The following is an 11,613-nucleotide window of genomic DNA, read 5'->3' as shown; positions in this document are numbered from 1 at the left end:
CTCACTCCGGCAACGTTGCGGGATCGATCGTGGCGACGCCTTCGCTCACCTTGCCCTTGGCGAGACCCGGATGGAAACGCAGGTCGCCGACGACCGCGGCTATCGCGGCCGTCTCGATTTGTTGTGTGCACGCCTCGTCTTGAAAAACTCCGGTGGCGCGACCGCTGCGACCGACTTTGACGTAGAGCGGGCGCGGAGTTGCGGTCGCGAGCCGGGCGCGTAGTCCGGGTGGGACGAAGTCGCGGGCGATCACGGGCGGAAGCGTCGCGTCGCGGTGCTGCGAGACGTATTCGACGATGGAGTATTGGAACGCCTCGTCGGCCGTCAGTGGCACACGTTTGGCCGAAACGGTCGTGCCGATTTCCTGGCCGCCGTCGTAGAGATGGAGCTGGAAATCCTGGAGATCGTAGCCGGGTGGGAAGCCCCCGCGCGTCAGGCGGACGCGGCGTGGCTCGGCGTCCACGGGCTCAAGTTTTTCAGCGTAGACCCAGATGCGGCCGGATTTGGGATCGGTGGCGTTCTCACGATAGCGGGTGACGACGACGAGATAGGGGTGCCGCAGCGGTTGCGGAGACGAGACCACGAAGGACAAATCGAAAGCGTCGAAGCGCTCCTCGGCCAGTTCGGTTCCCATGCGTGCGGCGTGCTCGCCTGCGGAGTTGAAGTTGGATTGCTCGTCGAAGGCGGTCTTCTGAAACGCGGCGCCGGCGTTGCGGGCCTGTTCCGGACCCAGCGGGTTGAGGGGGCTGACCGAGGCGGAGATCTGGGTCAGCACCATGGTGTTGCCGGCCGCGCCGGTGGCGGCCGAGGCGCCGGCTGAGTTGGCGAAGGAGCGGTTGAACTTCGTGCGCGGGTCGTTCTCGCGTGTGTAGGCGCGTTCGCCCTTCAGTTCCGTGACGCTCGCCGAGCGTGTCGTCATCTTCAGCGTGTCGGAAATTTTGATCCCGAGCGCCGTTGTGCGGGACGGCACGGTCACGCGCTGACCGCCGGCGTCGACGATGAAGGTGCTGCCGTCGACGTCGAGGACAGGACAGAGCTTGCCCTGCCATTCGACGGCGAAGTCCGCGCCCATGAAGAGCAGGTGCGTCTTGGGACCGGCATCAGGCGCGGGTTTGGCGGCAAACGCCGCGGTGGAGACAATAAGCGCGCCGACGAGGAACGAAGCGGGAGTTTTCATGGCGGACACCTGGGTTATTCGGGCGAACTGTCGGGCACGAGCAGCGCGCGGACGCGGGCGAGATACGTGGCGACTTCGTCCGTGCGCTGGAGACTGAGCGCTTTTTCGAGGTGCTCGGCCGCCTTTGCGTAGTGGCGGTTGCGCAGCTCGATGTTCGCGAGCTCGATGCTGGCGGCGTAGGTGGTTTCGGAGGCGCGCCGGGCCGATTCGAAGGCGAGCGTGGCGCGGGGAATCTCTTGTTCTGCCGCGTAGGTGCGGCCGAGCGTGAGCAGTGCGCGTCCGTCGAGCGGCGCGAGGGCGAGGAGTGCTTCTGCCTCGCGGCGGGCGGCGGGCCAGTTCTTCCGCGCGAGGTGGAGATCGGCGCGGGTTTGGTGCAGGGCGCGTTGAGCGGTGGGCGTCAGCTCGCCGCGGAGCGCGGCGAGCGTCTTCTCGGCGTCGTCGAGCCGGCCGGCGGCGGCGAGGACGCGCGCGAAGTGCAGGAGCTTTTCCTCGCCGCGGGCGCGGGCAGGCTCGAGCAGCTGGCCATAAGCGGATACCGCCTCGGCGGGGAGGTTGTGCTCGGCATAGAGATCGCCGAGCAACGCCAGTTCATCGGGACCGGCGGCGCCCACAGCGCGGGCGGATTCGAGCACGGCCATCGCTTCGGTTTTGCGGCGGTCGGCGACGAGGAGGCCGGCGTAGCTCAGCCAGAAGCGCGTTTCGGTTGGGTGCGCCTTGATGAGCGCGCGCAGCAGCGGTTCGGCGCGACCGTATTGTTTCCCGTCGAGGTAGATCCGCAGGAGGCCTTCCTTCCAGTCGGAACTGGACGGCGCGCCGCTGAGCGCCTGCAGGTAGGCGGCCTCGGCGGCGACGAGATCGCCTTGTTTTTCGAGGCTGTAGCCGAGCAGGCCGAAGGTCGTGGGATCGCGGTCGCCGAGCGAGACGGACTTGGAGAAGCACTTCACGGCCTCGTCGAAATTGCCGGCGGTGTAGTGGAGCGTGCCGAGGTTGTTCCAAGCGCGCAGAAAGCTCGGGTAGCGCTGAACGGCGCTGCGGTAGAGCTTCGTGGCGCGTTCGGTTTGGTTGGCGGCGTAGTAGGCGTTGCCGAGGATGAGTTCGAAGGCGGGGCTCGGCTGCTTTTGCTCGCTGACCATCGCCTCGAGTAGTCGCACCGCGAGTTCGGGATTGGTCGTCATCATCGTGACGACTTTCTCGTGCAACGCATATTCCTCCGGCGTCATCTCGGGTTCACGCTCCTTGAGGAAGGAACTCGATTCGCGGATGGTCTGTTTGGCGTCGTTGGCCGGAGCGCGCTGCGGCAGGCGCTCCGCGAGGCGGTTGAAATCGAAGGCGCGGTCGGCCGTCTGTCCGTGGGCGCGGAGGAGCGCGGTGGTGCCGAGGGCGAACAGGAGCAGGAGGCGCGAAGGGTTCATCGGGCGTCGAACTTGGAGGCGGCGGGCAGCACGAAGCGGAAGCCTTGCTGGGCGAGGCAGCGCACCTTCTTGCCGCGCCGGATGGCCGGCGAGAACTGCCAGTCGTCGGCGACGGACTGCATCGCGAGCGCATCGACCTGCGGGTTGCCGCTCGACTCGAGCACGCGCGTGCTGATCGCCCGGCCGTTCTGGTCGATCAGCAGCAGCAACACGACGCGGAGCACGCGCGCGTCGCCGAAGAGTTTGCGGGGGATCGCGGGCGCCTCGCGCACGACGGCGCGGGGCGGCTGGTCCACTTCGGTGGTCTGGAAAACATGGCGCGGATCGATCTCCACGTCGATGCGCGGCTTGAGATCGGAGTGCAGGCGGCCGAGCTGCGCGGTGGCGCGTGGCGGGAGCGGGGCTTCGGGCAACAGCGCGGCGAATTCCGGCGGCACGACCGCGAGGTGCACCGCGCTGTCAGAAGCGCCGGGTTCGATGCCGGAGAGCGGGGGTAATTCCACGGCGTCTTCGACGGGTTGATCGAGCGGTCGCGGCGGCGGAGGAGGAGCCGCAAAAGGCGCCGAGACCTGGCGCAGATCGTCGAACTCCGTGGGTGCAGCGCGCGGGCTGAGTTGGGCGAAATGCGCCAGCGCGAAGAAAAGCGCGAAGGTGAACGCGACGCCCGCGAGCCAGCCCCAGAGTTCGTCGGCGGGACGACGAACCGAAAGCGGAGCGGAGTTGGTCAGCGTTCGCGACATGTCACTCGGCGCGCGTGGTGGCGAATTGCACGTGCTGGAGGCCGGCGCGCTTGGCCTCGGTGTAGACGGCGGCGAAGACGCCGAGATTGGCGGCGCGGTCGCCGCGGATGACGACGGCCGACGAACGGCCGATCGCCGCCTGTTTCAGCACGGCAGCAACCTGGTCGGCGCGGATTTCCTGCCCGTCGAACCAGATGCGGTTGTCCGCGGTGATGGCGAGCAGCAGGACGTTCTGGTCGGCGCTGGCAGTGCCGGAGACATCGGGTTTCTGCACCTCGACGCCGGGATCGTTCACGAAGGCGCTGCTGATCATCAGGAAAATCACGAGCACCATGATGCAGTCGACCATCGGCACCATGTCGATGTGCGTGACCTCGAAGCGCCCGTGCCCATGCCCGCGACCGATCATCGGGTGCCCCCCGTGAGGCTGAGGAGCTTGTCCTGCGCGAGCACTTCGCGGTGCGCGAGGTAGACGAGCAACAGGGCGGGCAGGGCGACGAGCAGGCCGGATTCGGTGGCGACGAGCACCTCGGAGATGCCGCGGGCGAGCCCTTCCATCGACTTGCCGTTGGCGTCAGCGGAGAGGCTTTCGAAGGTTTTCACCATGCCGCTCACGGTGCCGAGCAAGCCCAGCAACGGCGCGGCGGCGATCATCGCACTGAGCACGAGGCGCTGGTGGCGAAACGATTCGTGCAGGTCGGCGCGACGGCGTTGGACTTCGGCCGGCGCGAGTCCCGCGCCGTGTCGCAGCTGCCTGCGTTCGCGCCGCAAAGAAAACAGGAGACCGAAGCACCGCGCGTAGAGCACGACGGAGAGAGCAACGATGGCGAGCATCACCGGTCCGCCCTTCTCCGCGAGTTCGATCAGGGGTGTCATGAGGCGGAGGCCGCGAGGTCCGCGCGTGCGATGGCGCGGCCGGATTCGATGGCCGTGGCGAGTTCGAGCGCCTGGCGTTCGAGCAGCAGCAGGTTTTTCTGAATGCGGTGCGCGAGGTAGCCGTGGGCGATCAGCGTCGGGATCGCCACGACGAGGCCGAGTTCGGTGGCGACGAGCACCTCGGAGATGCCGCTGGAGAGCTTCCCGGCGTTGCCGGTGCCGAAGACGGTGATCAGCGCGAAGGTTCTAACCATGCCGACAACGGTGCCGAGCAGGCCCATAAGCGGCGCGGCGGTTGCGATCACGGCGAGCAGCGGCAGTCGGCGTTCGAAATGCAGGCGCTGCGCGAGGAGCACTGCCTGGAGACGCTCTTCGAGAATCGTCTTCGGTTGCGCGGCCGACTCGAGGCTGACGAGAGCGAGTTCGCGCGTGCTCGGGCGCAGCGCGGCGGCGGCGGCCCGCGCGCCGGCGAGGTCGCCGCGGCCGATCAGGTCGAGGAAGCGTTGGAAGCTCTCCGCCGGCTCGAGGGCCATCTGCGAGAGATCGCGGGCCTTGCCGATGATCATCGCGAGCGCGAGGAGGCCGACGCCCACGATGGCGAAGGCGACGGCGCCGCCCTTGCGCACGTGCTCCCACACCGAGCCGCTGATTTCCTGCAAACGCAGCGCCTTGCCGCCGGAGGCGTCGGCGAGCATCGCGCCGGGCGCGCCGGCGAAAAACGTCGCGGCGTCGGCCGGCTTCCATGCCGGCAGTGCGTAGCTGGCGGGAATCTTGCCACCTTCGCGGGTGCGGACCGCGCCCGCGTGTTGCCCGTCGGCAGTGCGGAAAAACACCTCGGGGCCGACGAAGGCGAAGGTGCCGGGCAGCGCTTGGTTGGTTTCGGAGACGATCGCTTGGCCCTCCGCGCGGTAGCCGCCGAGGACGCGTTCGGTCCGCTCAAGCAATTGATCGACGGCGTCGAAGGCGGCGGCGCCGCTCGCGTTGGCGGCCGGGTCGTCGAGTTTCTGGAGCAGCGTGTGCAAGCGCTCGGCGTCGCGCGCGGCCTCGCCGGGCGAAAGACTGTCGGCCACGGCTTTGAGGCCGTCGTGGGCCAGCGTGGTGGCGTAGGCTGTCACCTTGCGGTTGGCTTCGAGCTCCTGCAGCAGCTTCCGGCGGGTCTCGGTGAAATCCGCGCGGCGGGTCTCGAGGCGGGTGAGTTCGCTCTGCGCGGCGACCAGACGGTCTTCGGCGGCGCGGAGTTCGGCGAGAAGCGGCGCCTTTTCTGCGGCGATGCGCGTGCGGGCGTGGTTGAGTTCTTCGCCGGCGCGCGTGACACGCTGGCGGTAGTCGACGATGGCGCTCTGCAGCGAGGCGTCGAAGGAGATTTCGGCGGCGGGCAGGGCGAGGGCCAGCGCACTTGCGGCGATGAAAAGCGCGGGCTTCATGGCGAGGACGGAGCGGGCGGCGGCAGCGTGCGGGTGATTTGCGCAGGCACAGCCACGAGGACGGGATCGGCCTTGTCGTGGGCGATCGCGATCAGTTGCGCGGCGCCGGCGAAGGCGTCGGGGCTTCGGTGCCATCGCCAGCCGCCCGTTTCCGGTCGGCCGAGCCACGCTTGGCGCGTGCTGCGGTCGATGGCGTAGCCGTGACTCAGGCCCCAATAGATGACCTCGAGGGCTTTCGGGGCGGACTCTCCCTCCACGGTGAGAACTTCGTCGCCCACGGTGATTTGACGGTTGAATTGCGCGCAGCGATTCAGCGCGGTCATGACGAGTTGAAGGCGCTCGCTGGCCGGGAGCGCGGAATTCGAGAGGGAACGAAATGCCATCTCCAACGCGTCGGAGAGCCGGGGCGGCAATGAGGGCCGCAGTGCGAGCAGGCGCGTGGTGAGGGCGCGCAGACGCGCCTCGCTCGCGGCGAGGTCGGCGACGGCGCTCTTGTTTTTCGCGCGCAGCATGTCGATCTCCTCGCGCTCGCGCGCGGTTTGCGCACGGAGGAGGTCGCGCTTCTCCTCGAGCGTCGCGGAACGCTCCTGCAGCGCGGCGATGGTCGAAGCGAGCAGCGTCTGGTCGGTTTGCCAGCCGGTTTCGAGTCGCGCGGTCTCGGTGCGGAGGTTCACCCAGTCGCGAGCGAGACGATCGATCTCTTCGAGCGGCTCTGCGGCGGGGGCGCACACAGTGAAGGAGAGCAGAAGCAGCGCCGCGGCCGAACGGCGAAGTCGGGGAGAAGTCGGCATGGGGAAGGGGAGCGGAGAGCCTGGTTCCGCTTGAGGTATAACGCTAAATCACCGGAATCCTGAGGAGAACGCGAGCCAGAAACCCTCCGCGACGCGATTACCGGGCTAAGGCGCTTCCTGACGCGCGTGTGGCCCGACCATCGCGCCGACGAAGCCGCCAGCGACGCGGGTGGTGAGGAGCGAGGTGTCGAGGTCGGCTGCGAGCGTGTGCCACGTGGTGGCATCGGTCGCGTAGGAGAAGTTGCAGCGACCGTTGTGGCATTCGATCCGGAGGCTGAGCGAATCGGTCGGTGGCACGACTGCGCGCGCGATCACGGTTGCGGCGCTGTTTTCCGCGCGTTCGAGAAAGAGTTCCGCACTTTCACCGACGCGGCGGGCGCCGAGGAAGAAGTGGAAGCGCTCATTCTGAAACGCCGCGATGCCCGCCGCCGTGCCCGGTGTGGCGGGCAAGTGCATCGATGCGGCGAAGATGAAATCGGCGTGTTGCACGCGGCGCGCGAGGAAGGCCGGGTGGCCGCGTCCGCGGAGATCGTCGGCGCGCGCGGTGAGCGTGAGCGCGCCGGGTTGCGAGGTGAGGCTCGCGAATTCGGCCGGTGGCGTGCGCAGACCGACCCACGTGAGCGCGAGCGTGGGGGCGGTGAAATCGTCGCGGTCGGTGAAGTTGCCGGTGAACGGGCTCGGTGCGGGACTCGCGGGCAAGGCGGGCGCAGCGGCGGCGAGAGGGACGGCTTGACCGGGAGACAGGATCACGGGCCAGGCGTCGTCGGTCCAATGCACCGGAAGCAGGAAGGTCTCGCGGCCGGTGGCGTAGAGAAGCGAAGCCGTGTCGTAGGGGCGGCAGCCGAGGAAAACGGACCACCACGAGCCGTCGGCGAGTTGCACGAGATCGGCATGGCCCGTGGACGTGACGGCGTTGGCGCGGCCGGGTGGGAGGTCGCGTTGCGTGAGGATGGGATTCTGCTCCCAAGGCGTGAAGGGGCCGGTTGGGTCGCGACCGCGAAAGATGACTTCGGTGTGGCCCTCGGCCGTGCCGCCTTCGGCGCACATGAGGTAATACCACTCGCCGCGCTTGAAGAGGTGCGGGCCTTCGATCCAGACCGGGTCTTTCTCGGGAACGGTGCCGCGATCGACCAACACGCGCCGCGGGCCGATCATCTTTTTCGCCGTGGGATCGAACTCTTGAATCCAGATGTCGCGATGGCCGTCGTAGCGCGAGGGTCCGGCGGGTTCGCCGTTGTTGACGATCCATGCGCGACCGTCGTCGTCGAAGAAGAGCGACGGATCGATGCCTTCGAAGCCGAGCCAAACAGGATCGGACCACGGCCCGGCGGGGTTGGTCGCGGTGACGAGGAAGTTGCCGCCGCCATCGACCATTGTGCAGATGACGTAGAACGTGCCGCGATGGTGGCTGATCGCCGGCGCGAAGATGCCGTGCGAGACCTCGAGGCCGGCGTAGGGGAGCTGGCTCGGACGGTCGATGACGTGGCCCAGTTGCGTCCAATGCACGAGGTCGCGGCTGTGGAAGATCGGGATGCCGGGAAAGTAGGCGAAGGTGGAGTTGACGAGGTAGAAGTCGCGGCCGACGCGACAGAGGCTCGGGTCGGGATAGAAGCCGGCGAGGATGGGATTGCGGTAGTGCCCGACGGGCAGCGCCGTGGCGGCGGGGGCGTCGCGGCCGGCATACTCGCACCATTCAAAAACGATCGCGGGGGCGCGCTCTTCCATGGCGCCAGCGAAGCCGACGAGGGCGAGGAATGCGAGCAGGACCCAAAGGGCGAGGAGCTTCATCGACGGCGTTGCGAGCGACTCGGCGGGTGCCGGCGTCAGTGGTGTCCGGGCACGTGTTTGAGCGTGATCGACTGGTAGAATTCGAGCGGGTGTGCGGGCGGCTCGACGCCGGCGGGCAGGGGACGCTGCGAGAATTGCTGGAAGTAGAGCAGGCAGGCGTCGCGCCAGTCGCGCGCGTCCTTTTCCTGGCGGGCGAGGCGTTGTTGCACGTGGACGAAGCGTTCGTCGTCGATGCGACCGCGCAGCGAGTCCCAGGCGCGTTGCATCGCGCGGACTTCGTCGACGCCTTGCTGGTAGCGGAGGCAGAGTTCGTCCCAGAGCGGGCGACCGGACTTCATGCGGAAATCCCACGGCAGGCGGTGAAACCAGAGCAGCAGATTGTCGGGACAAGTTGCGGGATCGCCCCAGCGTTTTTGCCACGCGGGCGCGTATTGTCCGAGGGCGTTGGTGCCGCGGGCGGTGCGGTCGACGCCGAGGCCGGTGGCGTCGGCGCGGTGGTAGTAGACGGCGGTCCAGTCGGCGCGCGGGCGGTCGGCGACCCACGGGCCGGGGCCGTAGTGGTGGCCTTCGGCCATGATGTGATGCAGGCCGAGCGGCATGGAGAAGTTCACGATCGTTTCGCGCGAGCCGAGGAGCAGGCGCGAGATCGTGGCGACGATGTCGGCGTCGTGGCCGAAGGTGAGGCGCGTCCACTCGTCGGCGATCTGCTCGGAGGTGAGCGTGTGGTCCCAGGCGAGGCGGCCGAAGGCATACCAGTTGGATTGCGCGAGGAGATGGCCGGTCCAGTTGCGGTCGGTGCCGGTGTTAGCCACGCCGGCGATGACGGTCGGATGCTGGCGTTTCACGCTGCCGTCGACGATGCGGGCGACGGTGGAGCCGGGGCCGTTCGCGTAGGTATCCGCGTCGAGCGCCTCCTTCCAAAGCGGCGCGAGGTAGGCGAGTTGGACGGAGTGGCCGAGGTATTCCTGCGTGATCTGCAATTCGACCGCGAGGCGCGTGCGGGGCATGTGGCCGAAGAGCGGCGAGAACGGCTCGCGTGGGAAAAAGTCGAGCGGGCCGTTCTTGATCTGCACGACGGCGTTGTCGCGGAATTGGCCGTCGAGTGGGGCGAACTCGGTGACGGCTTGTTTGACGCGGTCGTCCTTGTTGGTCGCCGAGTAGACGAACGCGCGCCAAATCAGGATTCCGTGGTGCGGGGCGAGGGCATCGGCGAGGAGGTTGGCGCCGTCGGCGTGCGTGCGGCCGTAGTCCTGCGGCCCCGGCTGGCCTTCGGAGTTGGCTTTGACGACGAAGCCGCCGAAGTCGGGAACGATTTTGTAGATCTCGTCGATCTTGTCGCGCCACCACGCGGCGACGGCGGGGTCGAGCGGGTCGGCGGTTTTCAGTCCGCCAATCTCGATCGGCGCGCTGAAGCGGGCGGTGAGGTAGACGCGGATGCCCCACGGGCGGAACTCGCCGGCGAGCGCGGCGACTTTCTCGAGGTAGGGGCGCGTGAGGATTTGGGCGTTGGCGTTGACGTTGGTGAGGACGGTGCCGTTGAGGCCGACCGAGGCGAGGGCGCGCGCGTAGTCGCGGTAGCGAGGCGAGCGGATCTCGGGGAGGTAGAACCATTCCCAGAGCGAGAAACCGGCGTAGCCGCGCTCGACGGTGCGGTCGAGGTTGTCCCAGTGGTTGAGCAAGCGGCGCTCGATGCGCGGGGCGCTGGCGAGGTGCAGGTTGGTGAGCGAGTGGCGGAGCTGAATCTCGCGGAGGACGGCGAAGGCACCGTAGAGGACGCCGGCTTCCGTGTCGGCGGTGATGTCGACGGTGTCGGGGCGGAAACTCTCGATCTGGTAGCCGTCGGTGGGCACGGATGAGGACGAGGGGCTCGGACCGGTGACGGTGAGAATTTCGATGGTGGGCGCGAATCCGAGGAGGCTTTGCAGGCCGGTTTCCAGTTCGGCTTTCGCGGAGGCGAGGATGGGGCTGTTGGCTTGAGTGCAGGCGGCGGTGAGCCGGAGGTGCGTGAGCTGTGCGATGTAGGCGGTGCGCAGCGCGTCGTCTTCGATGCGGTCGTAGCGCAACCAGAGGCGGTAGCCGTCGTCGGCGTGGAGCGGTCGCGCGATGAAGGCGGAGACGATGACGAGAGCGAACGACGCGAAGCGCAGGAATTTCATCGGGCGGGTGGCGGGATGACTTGGAAGCGTCCGCCGGTCTGCAACAGGGCGAGGAAGTAGAGCAGGCCGTCGTAATAGCGCCATTGGCCGGAGGGGATCGGGGCGTTCCAGAGTTGTTGGACGAAGGGGCGGGCGACGTCGGGGTCGGCGGCGAGGCCGGCGACGGCGGCGGTGGCGAGGAGGCCGGTGGAGGCGTCGCTGGAGAGCGGCGTGCCGTCGAGGGCGAATTGGTTGGGCAAGGCCGGCAAGTGCGGGGCGAGGAAGCGGAGGACGCGGTTGCTTTGGTCGCGCTGCCACGGGTCGGCGCGCCACCACGCGTGGTCGAGCGCGACGTGCGCGAGCGTGCGCCAGGCGTCGAAACGGAAATCGCCTTTGCCCGCGCCGAAGGTGTCGGCCGTGAAAGGGCGGCCGTCGAAGTGCGCGTATTCAGGCATGAGGCCGGTGCGCGGGTGGGCGGCGCGGTGGAAGAAGGCGCGACTGGTTTGCGCGGCTTCGGACCAGAAGCGGCGATCGGCGGCGGAGTCGGACCAGCGCGCCCAGAGTTCGTAGAAGGCGGGCAGATGATACGACGGATCGGTGAAGCCGCTGGCGCGCGGCGTGGGGGCGAAGACGACCTGGCGCTCGCGCGCGTCGAAGATGGGCGTGACCTCGGCGGTGGGGCGCTTTTGGAGCATTCCACGGAGCAGCGCCTGCGCTTCGGCGGCGTAGTCGTGCGGGGAGTTGGCCGGTCCCTGCGGTTGCCAACGGTGGGCGGCGAAGAAGAGCGCCATGGCGAACCATTCCTCGCCGTCGCTGGCGGAGCCGGGATCGAGCGGCGTGCCGTCGAAGCGCGCGTGCCAGGCGAAGTAGCCGCGGCGCGGGCCGTCGTGGTGTTGGAGGTGGCGTTTGGCCCACGTCCAAAGGCGGTCGAACTCCTCGCGGTGGCCGAGCTGGACGGCGAGCATCATGCCGTAGGAGAGGCCTTCGGTGCGCACGTCGCCGGAACCGATGTCGGCGATGTAGGCGGAGTCGGCGCCGACGGGATAGAAAAGGCGCTCGGTGGCGTCGTTGCCGTGGAAAAGCTGGCGCCAGGCGGCGTCGATCTTCGCGTCGAGTTCGGCTTCCGATTTGCCGAGGAGCTGGGCGAAGAGATTGGGTGCGACGTGCGGCGGCGCGGAAGGCGGGGCAGCGGGTGTCGTCGCGAACGCGCAGGTCGTGACGAGCGCGAAGCCGGCGAGAAGTTTCACGAGGCGGAGCATGGCGGCAGGCG

At 68.2% G+C, this 11,613-nt stretch carries 10 protein-coding genes; all 10 read right to left on the bottom strand.

Annotated elements, in window-relative coordinates:
* Nucleotide 1 precedes the first annotated feature (1 nt).
* Nucleotides 2-1,177 (bottom strand): hypothetical protein, encoded by a 1,176-nt coding sequence (locus HZA32_15655; GenBank protein MBI5425514.1) that lies wholly within the window; start codon nt 1,175-1,177, stop codon nt 2-4.
* 14 nt (nt 1,178-1,191) lie between these two features.
* Entirely contained in the window at nt 1,192-2,589 is a 1,398-nt protein-coding gene (locus HZA32_15650) for a tetratricopeptide repeat protein (protein MBI5425513.1), read from the bottom strand.
* Entirely contained in the window at nt 2,586-3,329 is a 744-nt protein-coding gene (locus tag HZA32_15645; GenBank protein ID MBI5425512.1) for a TonB family protein, read from the bottom strand. Before HZA32_15645 ends, HZA32_15650 begins: the two co-directional genes overlap by 4 nt.
* A 1-nt stretch (nt 3,330) precedes the next feature.
* The gene (locus HZA32_15640) at nt 3,331-3,738 is read right to left on the bottom strand and encodes a biopolymer transporter ExbD (protein MBI5425511.1); all 408 of its coding nucleotides are present in this window, start codon (nt 3,736-3,738) and stop codon (nt 3,331-3,333) included.
* Nucleotides 3,735-4,205 (bottom strand): MotA/TolQ/ExbB proton channel family protein, encoded by a 471-nt coding sequence (locus HZA32_15635; protein ID MBI5425510.1) that lies wholly within the window; start codon nt 4,203-4,205, stop codon nt 3,735-3,737. The genes HZA32_15640 and HZA32_15635 overlap by 4 nt, the downstream gene beginning before the upstream one ends.
* Nucleotides 4,202-5,629: a MotA/TolQ/ExbB proton channel family protein gene (locus tag HZA32_15630; protein MBI5425509.1), complete on the bottom strand. Its 1,428-nt coding sequence runs from the start codon at nt 5,627-5,629 to the stop codon at nt 4,202-4,204. The genes HZA32_15635 and HZA32_15630 overlap by 4 nt, the downstream gene beginning before the upstream one ends.
* Nucleotides 5,626-6,420, bottom strand: a complete 795-nt coding sequence (locus HZA32_15625; protein ID MBI5425508.1) for a DUF3450 family protein — start codon at nt 6,418-6,420, stop codon at nt 5,626-5,628. Before HZA32_15625 ends, HZA32_15630 begins: the two co-directional genes overlap by 4 nt.
* Before the next feature lie 105 nt (nt 6,421-6,525).
* A complete protein-coding gene (locus HZA32_15620; protein MBI5425507.1) occupies nt 6,526-8,208 on the bottom strand; it encodes a glycoside hydrolase family 43 protein in 1,683 nt (560 codons plus the stop codon).
* A gap of 35 nt (nt 8,209-8,243) precedes the next feature.
* On the bottom strand, nt 8,244-10,364 hold the full coding sequence (locus HZA32_15615) for an alpha-glucuronidase (protein MBI5425506.1): 2,121 nt from the start codon (nt 10,362-10,364) through the stop codon (nt 8,244-8,246).
* Entirely contained in the window at nt 10,361-11,602 is a 1,242-nt protein-coding gene (locus tag HZA32_15610) for a glycoside hydrolase (protein ID MBI5425505.1), read from the bottom strand. Before HZA32_15610 ends, HZA32_15615 begins: the two co-directional genes overlap by 4 nt.
* Between the last annotated feature and the right edge of the window lie 11 nt (nt 11,603-11,613).

It is taken from the genome of Opitutia bacterium, assembly GCA_016217545.1.
Lineage (GTDB): Bacteria > Verrucomicrobiota > Verrucomicrobiia > Opitutales > Opitutaceae > Didemnitutus.
This window is presented reverse-complemented; position numbering and strand designations above follow the sequence as displayed.

What these genes read in the sequence shown, in the direction of transcription:
- HZA32_15655 (MBI5425514.1), bottom strand. Translation starts at nt 1,177, where the DNA reads ATGAAAACTCCCGCTTCGTTCCTCGTCGGCGCGCTTATTGTCTCCACC.
- HZA32_15635 (MBI5425510.1), bottom strand. Translation starts at nt 4,205, where the DNA reads ATGACACCCCTGATCGAACTCGCGGAGAAGGGCGGACCGGTGATGCTC.
- HZA32_15610 (MBI5425505.1), bottom strand. Translation starts at nt 11,602, where the DNA reads ATGCTCCGCCTCGTGAAACTTCTCGCCGGCTTCGCGCTCGTCACGACC.
- HZA32_15625 (MBI5425508.1), bottom strand. Translation starts at nt 6,420, where the DNA reads ATGCCGACTTCTCCCCGACTTCGCCGTTCGGCCGCGGCGCTGCTTCTG.
- HZA32_15640 (MBI5425511.1), bottom strand. Translation starts at nt 3,738, where the DNA reads ATGATCGGTCGCGGGCATGGGCACGGGCGCTTCGAGGTCACGCACATC.
- HZA32_15630 (MBI5425509.1), bottom strand. Translation starts at nt 5,629, where the DNA reads ATGAAGCCCGCGCTTTTCATCGCCGCAAGTGCGCTGGCCCTCGCCCTG.
- HZA32_15645 (MBI5425512.1), bottom strand. Translation starts at nt 3,329, where the DNA reads ATGTCGCGAACGCTGACCAACTCCGCTCCGCTTTCGGTTCGTCGTCCC.
- HZA32_15650 (MBI5425513.1), bottom strand. Translation starts at nt 2,589, where the DNA reads ATGAACCCTTCGCGCCTCCTGCTCCTGTTCGCCCTCGGCACCACCGCG.
- HZA32_15620 (MBI5425507.1), bottom strand. Translation starts at nt 8,208, where the DNA reads ATGAAGCTCCTCGCCCTTTGGGTCCTGCTCGCATTCCTCGCCCTCGTC.
- HZA32_15615 (MBI5425506.1), bottom strand. Translation starts at nt 10,364, where the DNA reads ATGAAATTCCTGCGCTTCGCGTCGTTCGCTCTCGTCATCGTCTCCGCC.